This is a genomic window from Sphingopyxis granuli, assembly GCF_001559015.1.
GTDB classification, from domain to species: domain Bacteria; phylum Pseudomonadota; class Alphaproteobacteria; order Sphingomonadales; family Sphingomonadaceae; genus Sphingopyxis; species Sphingopyxis granuli.
In genome coordinates this window covers 3,887,164-3,903,971 of sequence record NZ_CP012199.1, presented here as the reverse complement: position 1 = coordinate 3,903,971, position 16,808 = coordinate 3,887,164, and the positions used below count along the sequence as shown (strand labels likewise).

Annotated in this window: 17 protein-coding genes; 14 read left to right on the top strand and 3 right to left on the bottom strand. The window is 66.9% G+C overall.

Features of this window, described 5'->3' with window-relative positions:
• Nucleotides 1–37 precede the first annotated feature (37 nt).
• Together SGRAN_RS17900 and SGRAN_RS17895 are read right to left on the bottom strand one after the other, a co-directional pair.
• Nucleotides 38–484, bottom strand: coding sequence for a VOC family protein (locus SGRAN_RS17900; protein WP_067185896.1), 447 nt, complete (start codon nt 482–484; stop codon nt 38–40).
• 25 nt (nt 485–509) lie between these two features.
• Nucleotides 510–1,313, bottom strand: a complete 804-nt coding sequence (locus tag SGRAN_RS17895; protein WP_067185894.1) for an aspartate dehydrogenase — start codon at nt 1,311–1,313, stop codon at nt 510–512.
• Nucleotides 1,314–1,646: 333 nt separating this feature from the next.
• Here SGRAN_RS17895 and SGRAN_RS17890 point away from each other — a divergent pair, with 333 nt between their 5' ends.
• The 13 genes from SGRAN_RS17890 to ahpF all read left to right on the top strand — a co-directional run bounded on the left by SGRAN_RS17890 (nt 1,647) and on the right by ahpF (nt 13,302).
• Complete coding sequence (locus SGRAN_RS17890; protein WP_067112228.1) at nt 1,647–2,474, top strand: sulfite exporter TauE/SafE family protein; 828 nt, start codon at nt 1,647–1,649, stop codon at nt 2,472–2,474.
• A gap of 129 nt (nt 2,475–2,603) precedes the next feature.
• Nucleotides 2,604–3,518: a fumarylacetoacetate hydrolase family protein gene (locus SGRAN_RS17885; RefSeq protein ID WP_067187163.1), complete on the top strand. Its 915-nt coding sequence runs from the start codon at nt 2,604–2,606 to the stop codon at nt 3,516–3,518.
• Nucleotides 3,515–4,567, top strand: coding sequence for an ABC transporter substrate-binding protein (locus SGRAN_RS17880; RefSeq protein ID WP_067185893.1), 1,053 nt, complete (start codon nt 3,515–3,517; stop codon nt 4,565–4,567). Before SGRAN_RS17885 ends, SGRAN_RS17880 begins: the two co-directional genes overlap by 4 nt.
• On the top strand, nt 4,564–5,121 hold the full coding sequence (locus tag SGRAN_RS17875) for a VOC family protein (protein ID WP_067185891.1): 558 nt from the start codon (nt 4,564–4,566) through the stop codon (nt 5,119–5,121). The genes SGRAN_RS17880 and SGRAN_RS17875 overlap by 4 nt, the downstream gene beginning before the upstream one ends.
• Nucleotides 5,118–5,873 carry an ABC transporter permease gene (locus tag SGRAN_RS17870; RefSeq protein WP_067185889.1) on the top strand — a complete coding sequence of 252 codons (756 nt, stop codon included), beginning with the start codon at nt 5,118–5,120 and terminating at the stop codon, nt 5,871–5,873. Before SGRAN_RS17875 ends, SGRAN_RS17870 begins: the two co-directional genes overlap by 4 nt.
• The gene (locus tag SGRAN_RS17865) at nt 5,840–6,619 is read left to right on the top strand and encodes an ABC transporter ATP-binding protein (RefSeq protein ID WP_237233557.1); all 780 of its coding nucleotides are present in this window, start codon (nt 5,840–5,842) and stop codon (nt 6,617–6,619) included. The genes SGRAN_RS17870 and SGRAN_RS17865 overlap by 34 nt, the downstream gene beginning before the upstream one ends.
• Nucleotides 6,619–7,446, top strand: coding sequence for an alpha/beta fold hydrolase (locus SGRAN_RS17860; protein ID WP_067185887.1), 828 nt, complete (start codon nt 6,619–6,621; stop codon nt 7,444–7,446). Before SGRAN_RS17865 ends, SGRAN_RS17860 begins: the two co-directional genes overlap by 1 nt.
• Nucleotides 7,443–8,915, top strand: coding sequence for a 2-hydroxymuconic semialdehyde dehydrogenase (locus SGRAN_RS17855; RefSeq protein WP_067185886.1), 1,473 nt, complete (start codon nt 7,443–7,445; stop codon nt 8,913–8,915). Before SGRAN_RS17860 ends, SGRAN_RS17855 begins: the two co-directional genes overlap by 4 nt.
• A 9-nt stretch (nt 8,916–8,924) precedes the next feature.
• A complete protein-coding gene (locus SGRAN_RS17850) occupies nt 8,925–9,704 on the top strand; it encodes a 2-keto-4-pentenoate hydratase (RefSeq protein WP_082737339.1) in 780 nt (259 codons plus the stop codon).
• The gene (locus SGRAN_RS17845; protein ID WP_067185885.1) at nt 9,701–10,147 is read left to right on the top strand and encodes a RidA family protein; all 447 of its coding nucleotides are present in this window, start codon (nt 9,701–9,703) and stop codon (nt 10,145–10,147) included. Before SGRAN_RS17850 ends, SGRAN_RS17845 begins: the two co-directional genes overlap by 4 nt.
• A 5-nt stretch (nt 10,148–10,152) precedes the next feature.
• A complete protein-coding gene (locus SGRAN_RS17840) occupies nt 10,153–10,695 on the top strand; it encodes a 3-hydroxyanthranilate 3,4-dioxygenase (RefSeq protein ID WP_067185882.1) in 543 nt (180 codons plus the stop codon).
• Nucleotides 10,696–11,019: 324 nt separating this feature from the next.
• Entirely contained in the window at nt 11,020–11,583 is a 564-nt protein-coding gene (gene ahpC / locus SGRAN_RS17835) for an alkyl hydroperoxide reductase subunit C (RefSeq protein ID WP_067112257.1), read from the top strand.
• A gap of 135 nt (nt 11,584–11,718) precedes the next feature.
• A complete protein-coding gene (ahpF, locus tag SGRAN_RS17830; protein WP_067185881.1) occupies nt 11,719–13,302 on the top strand; it encodes an alkyl hydroperoxide reductase subunit F in 1,584 nt (527 codons plus the stop codon).
• An 81-nt stretch (nt 13,303–13,383) separates the two neighbouring features.
• Here ahpF and glpD read toward each other — a convergent pair whose 3' ends face one another.
• A complete protein-coding gene (glpD, locus tag SGRAN_RS17825; protein WP_067185879.1) occupies nt 13,384–14,910 on the bottom strand; it encodes a glycerol-3-phosphate dehydrogenase in 1,527 nt (508 codons plus the stop codon).
• 352 nt (nt 14,911–15,262) lie between these two features.
• Between glpD and zwf the strand changes: the two genes are divergently transcribed.
• Entirely contained in the window at nt 15,263–16,738 is a 1,476-nt protein-coding gene (gene zwf / locus SGRAN_RS17820; RefSeq protein ID WP_082737338.1) for a glucose-6-phosphate dehydrogenase, read from the top strand.
• The last annotated feature ends 70 nt before the right edge of the window (nt 16,739–16,808 follow it).

Genomic DNA, 16,808 nt, shown 5'->3' with positions numbered 1-16,808 from the left:
ATGCTCCGGCGGCCTTTGCATTCCAGAATATCGCGGGTCATGCCGCGGGCGGCATGCCCTTGTAGCTGTCGGTGCCGACCCAGCCCCGTTCGGACACGTCGACCATCACGCTTTCGGGGCCAGTCATCTTGTATTCGGCATTGTCCTTGGCGGGATTCTTGCCGAGGCCCTGTGCCAGGTTGACGTCGTGGCGCGGGGCATAGCCCGAATTCTCGAACCGTGCGACGACGTCGTTGATGTCGTCGCACTGGAAACCGATGTGATGCAGCCCGGTATAGCCTTCGGGGAACTCCATCCCCGCGGCGGGGCGGTTCTTGAAGCAGAGCAGTGCGATATTGATGTGGCCGTCGGTCACGTAATAGCCGCGCGCGTTGCGGCTATCGACCTTGCCGGCGACGGTCCAGCCGAGGACGTCGGTGAAGAATCCGACCGCATGATCGGGGTCGGCGGAAGCGATCGCCACATGGCGCAGGCGGGTGGTCATGTCTCGGGCCTTTCTGTTGAGAAAATCAGGTGCCGATACGGATCGGCGCGACGAGGTCGTTCAGCGCCGCGACGATGCTCTGCGCGGTGATGCGGCCGGTGCCGGGATTCTCGTCGGTCGGAATATTCTCGATCCCCAACTCCAGCCGCGCGCTGTCCGAATCGACGACGATGCGGTGCGTGTTGCGTTCGAGCGCGGGGTCGGCCCAGATTTCGAGCCGGGTGCGTTCGGGGCCGACGCCCGCCATGCCGAGCGCGGCAGCGACGTTGACGTTGGCGGGAAAGGCGATCGCGCCCTCGCGCGCGCTGCCCTCGAAGATCTTGAGCGGTTCGGTGATCGCGGTAAGGTCGATCCTGTTGCGGACGACATGCTCGGCCTTGATCAGCGACTTGACCGGCTTGCGCGTTACCATCGTGACCGAGTGGATCGTGCCGACCGCCGCCGCGCGCACCGCGTCGAGCCCGAGCAGCGCGCCGGTCGCCAGGATCAGCCGTCCGCCGTGCGCGCGCGCGACGTCGGCGGCCTCGGGCCATTGCATCAGCGCCGCGCCGCTGACCGTGACCAGCGTCTTGCCGGCGCGCAGCGTGGTTTCGGCGATCTCGCGGAAGGCCGCGGTCGGGGCGCTGTCGACGACGACGTCGGACAGCGCGACCAGTTCGGCGGTGTCGACGATGGGAACCGGCGTCTTCAGCCGCGCCATCGCCGCTTCGGCGCGGCAGCGGTCGCCCGCCGAAACCGCCGCCAGCTTCAGCGGCAATTCGCTTGCTTCGATATGGCGCGCGACGACGCGGCCGATGGTGCCGAATCCGGCGATGCCGATGCTTTTCATACCTGCCGCGCTAGGGCGGCGCTGCTATATAGGATAATATCCTTTGGCCGCCTTGATATCCTGAAAAGGATATAGAGCCCTGTGCTCTAACTATGCGCCATCTCAATCCGTTCGTGTCGAGCGAAGTCGAGACACCCATCGGGATAGCGCTTGGTCGATGGGTGTCTCGACTTCGCTCGACACGAACATGAGGGGTGGGCGTGGATAAAGGCTCGATACTCTCGGCTTGCGTTTTACCGGCTATCTATTTTCGGTTATAGAAAACCTCATTTTCCATCTTTGACTGCATATCCCGGACCCCGCACAAGCATCGCCGATCTTTGGGGAGGACCGATGCACGCGCTTTTGAATCCGGAACTGCTGACGCTGGCGGCGATGATGCTGCTGACCGGGGCGGTCGGCGGCGTGATCGCGGGCATGCTGGGCGTCGGCGGCGGCATCGTCATCGTGCCGGTGCTCGACCTCGTGCTCGCCGCGCTCGGCGTCGATCCGTCGGTGCGGATGCATGTCACGGTCGCGACCTCGCTGGCGACGATCATCCCGACCGCCATTTCCTCGTCGCGCGCGCACGAGGCGAAGGGCGCGGTCGATCATGTCCAGCTTCGCCGCTGGGGCATCGCTATCTTCCTCGGGGCGATCGCGGGGGTCGTCCTCGCCTCGCGCGTGTCGGGCGACGTGCTGTCGGCGGTGTTCGGCATCGTCGCGCTGCTCGTCGCGATCAAGATGCTGTTGCCTCTCGAAGGCCGGCACATCGCCGACGCGATGCCGGGCGGCGTCGGCGGCCAGCTCATCCCCTTCGGAATCGGCGGCGTGTCGAGCATGATGGGGATCGGCGGCGGCACGCTTAGCGTGCCCGTGATGACGCTGTTCGCCATCCCGATCCACCGCGCGGTCGGCACCGCCGCGCTGTTCGGCCTGATGATCAGCGTGCCCGCGACCGTTGCCTTCGTCATCGCCGGCTGGAACGTCCCCGGCCTGCCACCGGGCAGCCTCGGTTACGTCAACCTGATCGGGCTTGCGATCATCGGCCCGGCGACCTTCGTCACCGCGCCGCTGGGTGCGCGCATCGCGCACGCGCTGTCGAAGCGGCAGCTCAGCATCCTGTTCGGCCTGTTCCTCACCGTCGTTGCGGTGCGGATGCTGCTCCGGGCCTTCGGCTGAGATGCGATGCGCGCTGCCCCTGTTCGCCCGCTCGGTCGCCGCGCGGCTCTCGCGCGGATCGGCGCCGGCCTCGCGCTCGTCCGCGCCGGTCCCGCGCTCGCCGGCACTTTTGGAAAGAAAGAGAAACGCATGACCTGGTTCGCCCTTGCCACCCGCGCCGCCGCCGAAGGGCCGCGCCCGATGATCCAGGTCGGCGGCGCCTTTTACGACCTGCACGATGCCGCGGCGACGCATGGCTTCGCGGCCGTCGCGGGCGACGTCACCGCGATCGTCCGCGACTGGGAGGCGCGGCGTGAGGGGCTGTTCGCGCTCGCCCGCGCGCTCGAAGGCGCCACCGGCGGAATCGACGCGCCGACGCTCGCCGCCCCGTTCGAGCCGCGCCGCATCTTCGCTGCCGCGTCTAACTTCATCGAGCACGCCGAGGAGATGCAGACCAAGCTCGCCGCCAAGGCCGAGAGCGAACCCTATATCTTCCTCAAGACGATCGAAAGCGTCGTCGGTCCCGGCGATACCGTTACCGTGCCGCCGCAGGTGTCGCGCCCCGACTGGGAGGTCGAACTCGGCGTCATTCTCGGCCGGTCAGGCAAGAATGTCCCGGTCGATGCCGCGCACGACCTGATCGCCGGCTATACGATCGTCAACGACGTGTCGGCGCGCGACCGGACGCGGCGCAGTGACTTTCCCTTTTCGCACGACTGGTTCCGCGGCAAGAGCTTCGACAGCTTCACGCCGCTTGGCCCGGTGTTCGTGCCGCGTGACTGCCTTGGCGACCCGCACGCCATCCGCCTCGGCCTCAAGATCAATGGCGAGGCGATGCAGGACGGCAACACGTCCGAGATGATCTTCAACATCTACGAACAGATCGCCTATCTCTCGACGATCCTCGAACTCAGGGCGGGCGACCTGATCGCCTCTGGTACCCCTGCCGGGGTCGGCATGGGACGCGGGGTGTTCCTGAAGGACGGCGACGTGATGGACGCGTGGGTCGATGGGATCGGCGAACTGCGCAACCCCGTCTCCGCGCCGCATCTGCCGCGCGCATGACCGAAAGAGTCGCCTTCTCGCGCCGTGCGCTGATCGTGCCGCTGCTCGTCGTCGCGGGCATCGCGGCGCTGACCCTGTGGAGCGCGTTCGGCGGCATGGCGCCGCGCACCGCGCCGCAGGACGAGGGCGCGCGGCCGGTCCGCTTCAACATGGCGTGGCTGCCACAGGGCAGCATGGCGGGCATCTTCGTCGCGATCGACAAAGGTTATTTCGCTGACGCGGGCCTCGCCGTCGAGCCCGTGCGCGGGTTCGGCGGGATGCGGACCGCGAACGAACTCGATCAGGGCATGTTCGAATTCGCCTATCTCGACCCGCTGTCGGTTGCGCTGAGCCGTGCCAAGGGCGGTAAGGTGCGGATGATCGGCGGCATCAACATGCGGTTTCCCGCCGGCGCCTGCTTCGTGCGCGAGCGCCACCGCGTCGAACGGCCCGCAGACCTTGCCGGCCTGCGCTTCGGGGCGGGGCAGAGTTCGGCGATCCAGGCGCTGCTGCCCGCATGGCTCCGCGACAATGGCGTCGATCCCGCCCGCGTCGAGCAGATCCAGCTCGACCCCGCGATCGTCGTCTCCTCGCTGGTCGAGGGGCGGATCGACGCCGCCGAATGCTGGCTCGGCAATTCGATGGCGCTGTTCGACAAGGCGGCGAAGGCGAAGGGTGTCACCGTCGGCCGCATCGCCTATGCCGATTTCGGGCTCGACGTCTACGGCAGCGGCTTCGCGGCGCGCGATGCACTGATCGAAAAGGACCCCCAGCTGGTGCGCGCCTTCCTGAAGGCCGCCTATCGCGGCTATGCCGACGCGGCGCGCGACCCGAAAGCCGCGCTGGCGATCATCCGCAAATCCTATCCGCTGCTCGACGAGGCCGTCACCGAACGCCAGATCCGCGAGACCGCCGAACTGATGGCGGCCGAGGGTGGCTCGCATCGCCTTCGCCCCGAAAAGATCGAGCGCACTGTCGCCACCCTGCAGGCGAGCGGCCAGCTTCGGGATTTCGACCAGAGCGCGCAGCTCTTCACCAATGCTTTCGTGCCCATGGGGAAACAGCCATGACCGATCCCGCTTCCTACCGCCCGCGCCCGACGCGGCTCGGCCATCTCGTGCTCAAGGTACGCGACATCGACCGCAGCCTTGCCTTTTACACCGAAGTCGTCGGGCTGGAAGTGTCCGACTGGATTGACCACAATATGGTCTTCCTGCGCGCGGGCACCGATCATCACGATCTCGCGCTGCTCCAGCTTCCGCCCGGCCATACCGACATTCCGGAAGGCCATTATCCCGCCGTCGAGCATTTCTCCTATCGCCTCGAAACGATCGCGGAGATGGAGGCGGTCGCGACGATGCTGGTCGCGCGCGGCATCCCGATCGACCGCGGCATCGGCAAGCACGGGCCGGGGGCGAACAGCTTCCTCGTCTTCCGCGATCCTGACGGCAACAATGTCGAATTCTATACCGACATGACGCAGATCGACGCCGACCATCCCTATACGGCGTCGGTGTGGGACGGGAAGGACCTAGAGACCTTCGACCGCTGGCACCTCGACCGCTTTCTGGTGCCGCCCCCGGCGCGCATTCAGGCGCTGCTTGACAAGGACGACGGCGCATGACGCGCGCGCCGTTCGGCCGCGATGCCGCGATCAGCGCGGGCTTCTTCCTCGCGCTGGGGCTGGCGTGGGAGTTCGGCGTGCGCTGGTCGGGGGTCGCCTCCTACCTGCTGCCGCCGCCGAGCGCGATCCTGGGCGAGCTTTGGCAGTCGCGCGGGCCGATCCTGGCGCAGAGCCTCGTCACGCTGACCGAAGTGTTCTGGGGCTTCGTCATCGCGGTGGTGCTGGGCGTGCCGATCGCGGCGCTGATCCATTTCTCGCGCACCGCGAAGCGCACCGTCTATCCGCTGTTCGTCGCGCTCCAGTCGATCCCGAAGATCGGCCTCGCGCCGCTGATCGTCGTCTGGTTCGGCTATGGCCTCGCGTCGAAGCTGATGATGGCGTTCCTCTTCGCCTTCTTCCCGATCATCATCGCGACATTGGGTGGGCTCGCCAGCACGCCCGCGCATCTGGAGGAGCATTTCCGGGCGCTGCGTGCGACGCCGATGCAGGGCTTCTGGCGGCTGCGCGTCCCCGCGGCGCTGCCAAGCTTCCTCGACGGGTGCAAGGTCGCGATGCCGCTCGCGGTGATCGGCGCGGTCGTGGGCGAGTTCGTCGGGTCGAACGACGGGCTCGGCAACCTGATCCTCACCGCCTCGGGCTCCGGGCACACGACGCTGACCTTCGCGGCGCTGATCGCGGTGACGATCCTGTCGCTGCTTCTCTTCTACGGCGTCGCCTATTGGGAACGCTTCATCTGGTGGCGGGCGGCATGAGCGCGGTGATTTCCCTCTCGGGCGCGGGCAAGCTGTTCGGCGGTCGCCGTGTTCTCGAAAACGTCAGCGCGGAGATTGGCGCGTCGGAGTTCGTCTCGATCCTCGGCCCTTCGGGTTGCGGCAAGAGCACGCTGCTGCGCCTGATCGCGGGCCTCGTTCCCTTCGAGGAAGGACATATCCGCTTCAACGGCGGGGATGTCACGGCGCCGTCGGCGGATATGGGCTTCGTGTTCCAGACGTCGAACCTGCTGCCGTGGCTCAATGTCCGCGACAATCTGCTGCTCGGCGTCGACCTCGACCCGGCGGCGAAGCGTCCCGACGCGGCGGCGCTGGCCGATCTGGTCGAGACGCTGGGTCTGACGGGGTTCGAAGACAGCCATCCGCACCAGTTATCGGGCGGGATGCGCCACCGCGTCGCGATCGGCCAGGCGCTCGCGCGCGGGCCGCAGGTGCTGCTGATGGACGAACCCTTCGGCGCGCTCGACGCCTTGACCCGCGACCGGCTCAACATGGAACTGCTGCGCATCTGGCAGCGCGACCGCAAGACGGTGGTGCTGGTCACGCACAGCATAGCCGAGGCCGTGCTGCTGTCCGACCGCGTGCTTGTGATGTCGGAACGGCCGGGGACGATCGTCGAGGATGTCCGCATCGGCCTGCCGCGCCCGCGCGACCCCAGCGTCACGCGCGAGAACCCGGCGTTCGGCGACTATGTCGTGCGGCTCAGCAAATTGATGGGAGTAGCGTGATGGAAAGCGGTGTGCTGGCGACTGCGGGCGCCGAACTCTATTGGCAGGCGCAGGGCGAAGGCCCGGCGGTCGTGCTGGCGCACGGCATCGGCGGCAATCACGCGATCTGGTATCGGCAACTCGACGCGCTGTCGCGCTCGAACCGCGTCATCGCCTTCGACCATCGCGGCTTCGGCCTGTCGCGCGATATCGACGGGCGCGGGCGCGATGCCTTCGTCGATGACCTGACCGCGCTGCTCGACCATCTGGGCGAAACCAAGGTCGCGCTCGTCGGCCAGTCGATGGGGGCGGGGACCTGCATCGGCTTCGCGCACCGCGCGCCCGAACGCGTCGCGGCACTGGCGGTCTGCGACAGCCTGCACGGCATCGAAGAAAGTGCCGGGGTCAAGGCGCTCATGGACGCCGCGCGCGCGAAGACCGCCGCTATGGACCAGATCGAGCGCGTGCTGGGCGCGGGCGCGGCGCGCGAACTGGCGGTGCTCTATCGCCAGATCGCGAGCTTCAACGCCGTCGACCGCCACAGCCTGACCGGTAAGTTTGCGGCCCGGCCCGCCGCCGATCTGGGCGGCAAAGGCTTTCCCGTGCTGTTCCTGTGCGGGTTCGACGACATCCTCTTTCCCGTCGAGGCGATGCGGCTGGTGCAGGGCGAGGTTCCCGGCTCCTTCCTCGTCGAGATCAACGACGCCGGTCATTCGGCTTTCCTCGAACAGCCCGTGCAGTTCAACGACACGATATTGTCGCTGCTCCAGATGGCGGGCCATGTCGGCCAGTCCGGCCCCGCGCACAGCAACGCCGCCGGTTATGTGCCGGTTGGAGGCGCGGCATGAGCGCCTATCCCTTCGCCGACCGGCCGGTCCTGAACTATGTCGACGGCGCCTTCGTCGAGGGTGACGGCTGGTTCGACAATGTGAATCCCGTGGACGGCAGCGTCGCGGGCCGCGTGTCGCTCGCCAGCCGCGACCTCGTGGGCCGCGCCGTCGCGGCGGGCCGCGCAGCGCTCAAGGGGCCGTGGGGCCGAATGTCGCAGGCCGAACGCTGCAAGCTGCTGATCCGCGTCGCCGAAGGGATCGAGGCGCGCTTCGACGAATTCGCGACGGCCGAGATCGCAGACACCGGCAAGTCGCTGCATCAGGCGCGCACCATCGACATTCCGCGCGGCGCCGCCAATTTCCGTGTCTTCGCCGCGCTCGCCGAAGCGCGCGCGATGCCGAGTTTCCGCACCGACCTGCCCGACGGGCGCAGCGCGATCAACTATGCGATCGCGCGCCCGCTCGGCGTCGTCGCGATCGTCTCGCCGTGGAACCTGCCGCTGCTGCTGCTGACGTGGAAGGTCGCGCCCGCCCTCGCCTGCGGCAATGTCGTCGTCGTCAAGCCGAGCGAGGAGACCCCCTCGACCGCAACCCTGCTCGCCGAGGTGATGGACGCGGCGGGCGTGCCGCCGGGGGTGTTCAACCTCGTCCACGGCTTCGGCGCCGACTCGACGGGCGAGTGGCTGACCGCCAATCCCGATATCGACGCGATCACCTTCACCGGCGAATCGGCGACGGGCGGCGCGATCATGCGCGTCGCGGCGGCGGGCGTGAAGCCGGTCTCCTTCGAACTGGGCGGCAAGAACGCCGCGCTAGTCTTCGCCGACTGCGATTTCGACGAGGCCGTCGCGGGGGCGGTGCGGTCGGTCTTTTCCAACTGCGGGCAGGTGTGCCTGTGCACCGAGCGCATTTATGTCGAGCGCCCGATCTTCGACCGCTTCGTGAAAGCGCTGGCGGAACGCGCGGAAGCGCTGACCGTCGGCGACCCCTGGTCAGGCGCCGACATGGGGCCGCTTATCTCGCACGGCCACAGGGAAAAGGTGCTCTCCTATTATGCGCTCGCGCGTGAGGAAGGCGCGATGGTGGTGACCGGCGGCGACGTGCCCGACCTCGACGGCGCGCTCGCGGGCGGCGCCTTCGTTCAGCCGACGATCCTCACCGGTCTCGGGCAGGAGGCGCGCTGCGTGCGCGAGGAGATTTTCGGCCCCGTCTGCCACATTGCGCCGTTCGACAGCGAGGAGGAAGCTGTCGAACTCGCCAACGATACCGACTATGGCCTTGCCGCCGCGATCTGGACGCGCGACGTGGGCCGCGCGCACCGCGTCGCGGCGCAGATGGAAACGGGCATCGTCTGGGTCAACGAATGGTTCCTGCGCGACCTGCGCACGCCGTTCGGCGGCATGAAGCTGTCGGGCATCGGGCGCGAGGGCGGCGAGCATTCGCTGAACTTCTATTCCGAGCCGACCAACATCTGCGTGAAACTGTGAGGGACTGACATGGTGGACATCAGCGCAATCGCCGCGAGGCTCGACGCTGCCGCGCAAAGGGCGGAAGCGATCCCGCAGATCACGGGCGAGACGGGCGAACTGCCGCTCGCCGACGCCTATGCCATCCAGCGCGCCGCAATCGACCATCGGCTGGCGCGCGGGGCGACGCTCGTCGGCATGAAGATGGGCTTCACCAGCGAGGCGAAGATGGCGCAGATGGGCCTCAAGGACCAGATTTGGGGCCGGCTCACCTCCGACATGGTCGTCGTCAACGGCGGCGCGATCGATCGCGCGCGCTTCATCCACCCTCGCGTCGAGCCCGAGGTAGCGGTGCGCCTGAAGGCGCCGCTGGCGGGCGAGGTGACACGCGAAGAGGCGCTCGCGGCGGTCGATGCGGTCGCGGCGGCGCTCGAGATCATCGACAGCCGTTACGAGAATTTCCGCTTCGCGCTGGGCGATGTGGTCGCGGACAATGCATCGTCGTCGGCCTTCGTGGTCGGCCCGTGGCTCGCCGCCGACACCGACGTTTCGGACGTCGCAATGGAGATGCGTGTCGACGGCGAAATTGCCGAGACGGGAACCAGCGCCGCGATCCTTGGCGATCCCATCCGTTCGCTGGTCGCGGCCGCGCGGCTCGCGGGCGTTGCAGGCCTTACGCTTCAGCCCGGCTGGACCGTGATGCTGGGCGGCGCGACGGCGGCGGCGGCGATCGGCGAGGCGCGCACCGTGTCGCTCGACGCCGGGCATCTCGGCCGCGTCGGCTTCACCATCGAAGGAGGCGCGGCATGAGCGGCAGCGCCCAAAATGGAGGGGGCAGGGTGATCCCCGGCAAGGCGCGCCCGCGCGGCCGCTTTCCGCATTATCGCCGCGCGGGCGATTTCGTCTTCGTCTCGGGCACCAGTTCGCGCCGCGCCGACAACAGCTTCGCCGGCGCTTCGGCCGACGAATATGGCACCGTCAGCCTCGATATCGCCGAACAGACGCGCGCGGTGATCGAGAATATCGGCGCGATCCTCGCCGACGCGGGCGGCTCGCTCGCCGATGTCGTCGACGTGACGAGCTTCCTCGTCAACATGAACGACTTCGGCGGCTACAACGCGGTCTACGCCGAATATTTCGACGAAGCCGGTCCCGCGCGCACCACCGTCGCGGTCCACCAGCTTCCCCACCCGCACCTGCTGATCGAGATCAAGGCGACCGCCTTCATCCCGCGCGCTTCGACACAAGGATGATGCCCATGCTGACCTATGGCCTGCCCTTCAACTTCCGCCAGTGGATCGAGGATCATCGCGACGTGCTGAAACCCCCGGTCGGCAACGCGCAGATCTGGGAGGATGCCGACTTCATCGTTACCGTGGTCGGCGGTCCGAACCAGCGCACCGACTATCATGTCGATCCGCTCGAGGAGTTCTTCTACCAGCTCGAAGGCGACATGAACCTGCGCCTGTGGACCGAGGACGGGCCGAAAGACATGCCGATCCGCGAGGGCGACATTTTCCTGCTCCCCGCCTATGTTCCGCACTCGCCGCAGCGCCCCGTCGCGGGCAGCGTCGGTCTCGTCATCGAACGCAAGCGCCCCGACGGCCTGCTCGACGCCTTCCAATGGTATTGCGACGATTGCGGCCACATCGTCCACCGGGTCGAGGTTCAGCTCCAGAGTATCGTGCGTGACCTGCCGCCGCTGTTCGAGGCTTTCTATGCCAGCGAGGAACTGCGCACCTGCGGCCATTGCGGCACGGTCCATCCAGGCAGGCACGCCCCGGCGGCGGACGCCGACTGAGCCGATCCTCGAATCCATCCACCGGGGAGGGCGACCGGTAAGATTCCATACTCCAGGATTCCGAATAAATCGGATTGGCCCACTTCGTCATTGCGAGCGGAGCGAAGCAATCCAGAGCGGTTACCGCCTGCTCTGGATTGCCGCGCTGCTTAGCCGCTCGCAATGACGATCCCAGACAGTATCGCCATGCTCTAACCGCCTTTTTTAAAAAGCAAGCGGCTATTGATCGATAAACTCGATCAGCGTCGGGGGGAATTCCAATTTCCGTTCGCGCGCGCCGGGCGCTAGACAGGGGCCTTCCGAACAACCCAGCAGGAGGCTCTCATGTCCGTTCTCAATACCACGCTCAAGCCCTTCAAGGCCACCGCCTACAAGGATGGCAAGTTCGTCGATATCAGCGACGAGGATGTGAAGGGCAAGTGGGCGGTCTTCTTCTTCTATCCGGCCGACTTTACCTTCGTCTGCCCGACCGAACTCGAAGACCTTGCCGACATCTACCCGACCCTCCAGCAGATGGGTGTCGAGGTCTATTCAGTGTCGACCGACACGCATTTCTGCCACAAGGCGTGGCATGACACCTCGCCGGCGATCGGCAAGATCAACTATTATATGGTCGGCGACCAGAACCACACCATCTCGAACAATTTCGAGGTTCTGCGCCAGGGCGTCGGCCTCGCCGACCGCGGCACCTTCGTCCTCGATCCGCAGGGCGAAATCCAGCTCCTCGAAATCACTCCCGAGGGCGTGGGCCGCAACGCCGCCGAACTGCTGCGCAAGATCAAGGCGCTGCAATATTGGGTCAGCCACCCCGGCGAAGTCTGCCCGGCGAAGTGGGAAGAGGGCGAGGCCACGCTGGCTCCCTCGCTCGACCTCGTCGGCAAGATCTAAGCTCAAAACAACGCCGTGTGTCCCCGCAGAAGCGGGGACCCGGAGCGTCCGGCCGCAAATGCTGGCATGGCTTCGCTCTGGGCTCCCGCCTTGGCGGGAGCACATGGATGTTTTTCAGATACAGGAACTCTCCCCATGCTCGACGCATCGCTCAAGCAGCAGCTTGAGGCTTATATGGCCAACATCCGCGAACCGATCGAACTGCTCTCGTCGCTCGACGACGGCCCGAAGTCGGCCGAGCTGGCGGGCCTGCTCGACGAGATCGCGTCGCTGTCGGACAAGGTCAGCGTGGCGCGCACCGACGATGACGCGCGCCGTCCGAGCTTCCTGATCCGCCGCGTCGGCGCGCCCGATGTGGCGGTGCGTTTCGCCGGCATCCCGCTCGGCCATGAATTCACCTCGCTCGTCCTCGCGCTGCTGCAGGTCGGCGGCCATCCGTCCAAGGCCGCGCCCGAACTGCTCGACCAGGTCCGCGGGCTCGATGGCGACTATCATTTCGAAACCTATTTCTCGCTGTCGTGCCAGAACTGCCCCGACATCGTGCAGGCGCTCAACCTGATGAGCGTCCTCAACCCGCGCATCACGCACACCGCGATCGACGGCGCGCTGTTCCAGGACGAGGTCGAGGCGCGCCAGGTGATGGCGGTGCCGACGATCTTCCTGAACGGCGAGACCTTCGGCCAGGGCCGCATGGAACTGGAACAGATTCTCGCGAAGCTCGACAGCGGCGCCGAGGCGAAGGCCGCTGAGAGGATCGCCGCAAAAGACCCGTTCGACGTCCTAGTCATCGGTGGCGGCCCTGCGGGCGCCGCGGCGGCCATCTACGCCGCGCGCAAGGGCATCCGCACCGGCATCGCCGCCGAACGCTTCGGCGGACAGGTGCTCGACACGATGGCGATCGAGAATTTTATTTCGGTCACGCACACCGAGGGGCCGAAGCTCGCCGCGCATCTGGAACAGCACGTCAGGGAATATGAAGTCGATATCATGAACTTTCAGCGCGCCGAGGAGTTGATCCCGGCGAAGCGCGAGGGCGGGCTGCACGAGGTGCGGCTGGCGAACGGCGCGTCGCTGAAGGCGCGCACCGTGATCCTGTCGACCGGGGCGCGCTGGCGCCAGATGGGCGTGCCCGGCGAGGACGAGTATCGCAACAAGGGCGTCGCCTATTGTCCGCATTGCGACGGGCCGCTCTACAAGGGCAAGCGCGTTGCAGTGATCGGCGGCGGCAATTCGGGGGTCGAGGCGGCGATCGACCTCGCCGGGATCGTCGCGCATGTAACGCTGATCGAGTTCGACGCCGAACTGCGCGCCGACGCCGTGCTCCAGCGCAAGCTCGCGAGCCTGCCCAACGTACGGATCATCACTTCGGCGCTGACCACCGAGGTGCTGGGCGACGGCGGCAAGGTGACGGGCCTGTCGTACAAGGACCGCAACAAGGACACGCTGCACCAGGTCGAGCTGGAGGGCATCTTCGTCCAGATCGGCCTCGTTCCCAATACCGAATGGCTGTCGGGCGCGATCAGCCTGTCGCGGCGCGGCGAGATCGAGGTCGATCATCGCGGCGAGACGAGCCAGCCCGGCATTTTCGCGGCGGGCGACTGCACCACCGTGCCCTACAAGCAGATCGTCATCGCCATGGGCGAAGGGTCGAAGGCAGCGCTGTCGGCGTTCGACTACATGATCCGCCTGCCCGTCGAAGCCGAGGTCGAGGTCGCCTGATACGACGCGGAGGCGGCTCGTCTCCCTATAGGCACTCTTCGTCATTGCGAGCGGCTTTGCCGCTCGCAATGACGAAACGAGTCAATCCACAGGCATCGGAACTGCGCCGCGCCTCGCATTGAGCCACGCCGCGAGCCGATGCACGTCATCCTCGCCGAACAACAGCCCCAGCTTGCTGCGCCGCCACAGGATGTCGGGGGGGGATTGGGCCCACTCTTTTGCGCACATCCACTCACATTCGGCCGCCGACAGGCCGTGTGCGATTTCGCCGCCGAGCGCGTCCCAGTCGCCCGCGTCGCCCAGCCAGCGGCGCGCGTCGGTGCCATAGGCGCGGGTGATGCGCTCGACCGTCGCGGCGGGCAGGAAGGGGTGCGCGAGCTTATACTCCGCGGCCAGCGCCGCGGCGCCGTCGGTCGCGAAATCGCCGCCGGGCAGCGGCGCCTTGCCGGTCCAGCGCCGGCCCGACAGCGCCGCGACATGCGCGGCGAGTTCGTCGACCGCATGTTCGGCGACATGGCGATAGCTGGTGATCTTGCCGCCATAGATGGTGAGCAAAGGCGCGCCCTCGTCGCAATCGAGGTCGATACGATAACCGCGCGTCGCCGCCTCGGGACGGCCCGATCCGTCCTCGACCAGCGGTCGCACCCCCGAATAGGTCCAAACGACATCGGCGGGGGTGATCGCGGTGCGAAAATAGAGGTTCGCGCCCTCGCACAGATAGGCGATCTCCTCGGCGCTCGCATGGACGTCGGCCAGCGACCCGTCATGGTCCTGATCGGTGGTGCCGATCAGCGTGAAATCGCGCTCATAGGGAATGGCGAAGAAGATGCGCCCGTCGGGAAGCTGGAAGAAATAGGCATAGGGATGGTCGAACAGCTTCGGAACGACGATATGCGACCCGCGCACCAGCCGCATCTTGTAATCGGGCGGTGCCGAGGCGCGGTGCAGCACGTCGAGCACCGCCGGCCCGGCGGCGTTGACCAGACTGCGCCCGGTGAAGCGATAGGCGCGTCCGCCTTCGCCCGTCGCCTCGACCACCCACAGGCCGTTCTCGACGCGCATCAGGTCGGCGTGCATCCGCGTGCGGACCCGCGCGCCCCGGTCGGCCGCGTCGCGCGCGTTGAGCAGCACCAGCCGTGCATCGTCGACCCAGCCGTCCGAATATTCGAACCCATGCACATATTGCGGCTGGAGCGGTGCGCCCGCCGCGTGCCGCCGCAGGTCGACCGAGCGCGTTGCGGGAAGTTTCCGGCGCCCGCCGATATGGTCGTAGAGGAACAGGCCGAGCCGCAGCAGCCAGCGCGGGCGCAGCCCATCGCGATAGGGCAGCACGAAGCGCAGCGGCCGGATGACGTGCGGCGCGATGCCCCACAATATCTCGCGTTCCTTCAGCGCCTCGCGCACCAGGCCGAATTCATAATGCTCCAGATAGCGCAGCCCGCCGTGGATCAGCTTGGTCGAGGCCGACGAGGTGCCCTGCGCAAGGTCCCCCGCCTCCAGCAGCAGCACCCGCGCGCCGCGCCCGGCCGCATCGCGCGCGACCCCGGCGCCGTTGATCCCGCCGCCGATCACGATGACGTCATAGGGCGGCGGCACGGGGTCGGTCATGCATCGGGTCTTAGAGGGGATGGCGGCCGTGTTGAACCCTTTTCCACCTCCCTCTTCAGAGGTGGGCTTGGAACATGATCGGCTTGCTTGCAAAGCCGCGTGCTCCCGCGCAGGCGGGAGCCCAGAGCGGGGAGAATCAAGGTCGGCGCCACATCGCTCTGGGTCCCCGCCTGCGCGGGGACACGGCGTGGTTATCCAAACACGATAAATGCCTTAGAATCTATCCTGTTAGCGTGCATCAAACCCCCTCGCCCGAGCAGGACGGACTCCAAGGGCCGGCCGACCTATGCTGCGTTGCATTCCCCGGACGCATCCGCCATTTGCGTGGGGCACAGGATCAAGGGGATAGCGCGTGAACGTCAAGGTCGAGACATTGGTGCTGTTCGGCGCGACCGGCGACCTTGCCCACCGGATGCTTTTTCCCTCGCTCTACAACCTCCATGAGGACGGGCTGCTCGCCGATACGCTGACCATCGTCGGGTCGGGGCGCACGCGGCTGGACCGCGCCGCCTTCCACACCCAGGTGCGCGAGGCGCTGGCCGATCACCTGCCCGAGGATCGCCTCGACGCCGCGGCCCTCGACGGCTTTCTCGCGCGCATCGACTATTGCGCGGTCGATGCCGGCGCGGGCAGCGGCTACGACGATCTCGCCGCGTTGCTCGGCGAGCGGATGGCGCGGCCGATCGGCGTCTATCTGTCGACTCCGCCGTCGATGTTCGGCGCCATCGCGCAGGGGCTCGCCGCCGCGGGCATCGCCTGCGCCGAATGCCGGATCGCGATGGAAAAGCCGATCGGCCATGACCTCGCCTCGTCGCGCGCGGTCAACGAACAGGTCGCCAGCGCCTTTGCCGAGGATCATGTCTTCCGCATCGACCATTATCTGGGCAAGGAAACGGTGCAGAACCTGCTCGCGCTGCGCTTCGCCAACATGCTGTTCGAGCCGCTGTGGAACGCGCAGGCGATCGACCATGTCCAGATCACCGTCGCGGAGACGGTCGGGCTCGAAGGCCGCGTTTCCTATTACGATGGCGTCGGCGCGCTACGCGACATGGTGCAGAACCATATGCTCCAGCTTCTCGCGATCATCGCGATGGAGCCGCCCGCGAGCGTGTCGGCGACGGCGGTGCGCGACGAGAAGGTCAAGCTGCTCCGCTCGCTGCGCCGGATGAGCGCCGCCGACGTCAAGGCGCACAGCGTCAAGGGACAATATGCGAGCGGCGCGGTCGACGGCGTCGCGGTCAAGGGCTATGCCGACGAGCTCGGCCATGCGTCGAACACCGAAACCTTCGTGGCGCTGAAAGCGTTCATCGACAATTGGCGATGGAAGGGGGTGCCCTTCTATCTGCGCACCGGCAAGCGGATGCCGAAGCGCCAGTCGGAGGTGCTGATCCAGTTCAAGCCGGTGCCGCACAATATCTTCGCGCGGGTCGGTGCGGCCGGAAGGGGCGGCGATCTCGACGCGAACATGATGATCATCAACCTGCAGCCCGAGGAGAATATCCGCGTGAAGGTGATGGCGAAGCAGCCCGGCCTCGACCGCGACGGGGTGAAGCTGAAGGAGGTGACGCTCGACGTGTCGCTTTCGCACAGCTTCGCCGGCGAACGACGGCGCATCGCCTATGAACGGCTGCTGCTCGACTTCATCGAGGGCGACCAGACGCTGTTCGTCCGCCGCGACGAGGTCGAGGCGCAGTGGGAATGGATCGACGCGATCCGCGATGCCTGGGACGCCGTGGATCTCGCGCCGCAGGCCTACACCGCCGGAAGCTGGGGGCCGTCGAGCGCGATCGCGCTGATCGAACGCGACGGGGCAAGCTGGCATGATTGAGATTGTTTCATCCCTTCTCCCCTTGCGGGAGAAGGATACGAAGCCTTGGCGCGCAGCGCCCAGGCGGAGT

Bases quoted from the DNA above. Each gene is read 5' to 3' on its own strand.
- SGRAN_RS17840 (WP_067185882.1), top strand. From the start codon at position 10,153: ATGCTGACCTATGGCCTGCCCTTCAACTTCCGCCAGTGGATCGAGGAT.
- SGRAN_RS17850 (WP_082737339.1), top strand. From the start codon at position 8,925: ATGGTGGACATCAGCGCAATCGCCGCGAGGCTCGACGCTGCCGCGCAA.
- SGRAN_RS17900 (WP_067185896.1), bottom strand. From the start codon at position 484: ATGACCACCCGCCTGCGCCATGTGGCGATCGCTTCCGCCGACCCCGAT.
- SGRAN_RS17885 (WP_067187163.1), top strand. From the start codon at position 2,604: ATGACCTGGTTCGCCCTTGCCACCCGCGCCGCCGCCGAAGGGCCGCGC.
- SGRAN_RS17875 (WP_067185891.1), top strand. From the start codon at position 4,564: ATGACCGATCCCGCTTCCTACCGCCCGCGCCCGACGCGGCTCGGCCAT.
- SGRAN_RS17880 (WP_067185893.1), top strand. From the start codon at position 3,515: ATGACCGAAAGAGTCGCCTTCTCGCGCCGTGCGCTGATCGTGCCGCTG.
- ahpC (WP_067112257.1), top strand. From the start codon at position 11,020: ATGTCCGTTCTCAATACCACGCTCAAGCCCTTCAAGGCCACCGCCTAC.
- SGRAN_RS17870 (WP_067185889.1), top strand. From the start codon at position 5,118: ATGACGCGCGCGCCGTTCGGCCGCGATGCCGCGATCAGCGCGGGCTTC.
- ahpF (WP_067185881.1), top strand. From the start codon at position 11,719: ATGCTCGACGCATCGCTCAAGCAGCAGCTTGAGGCTTATATGGCCAAC.
- SGRAN_RS17890 (WP_067112228.1), top strand. From the start codon at position 1,647: ATGCACGCGCTTTTGAATCCGGAACTGCTGACGCTGGCGGCGATGATG.
- glpD (WP_067185879.1), bottom strand. From the start codon at position 14,910: ATGACCGACCCCGTGCCGCCGCCCTATGACGTCATCGTGATCGGCGGC.
- SGRAN_RS17855 (WP_067185886.1), top strand. From the start codon at position 7,443: ATGAGCGCCTATCCCTTCGCCGACCGGCCGGTCCTGAACTATGTCGAC.
- SGRAN_RS17895 (WP_067185894.1), bottom strand. From the start codon at position 1,313: ATGAAAAGCATCGGCATCGCCGGATTCGGCACCATCGGCCGCGTCGTC.
- SGRAN_RS17845 (WP_067185885.1), top strand. From the start codon at position 9,701: ATGAGCGGCAGCGCCCAAAATGGAGGGGGCAGGGTGATCCCCGGCAAG.
- SGRAN_RS17860 (WP_067185887.1), top strand. From the start codon at position 6,619: ATGGAAAGCGGTGTGCTGGCGACTGCGGGCGCCGAACTCTATTGGCAG.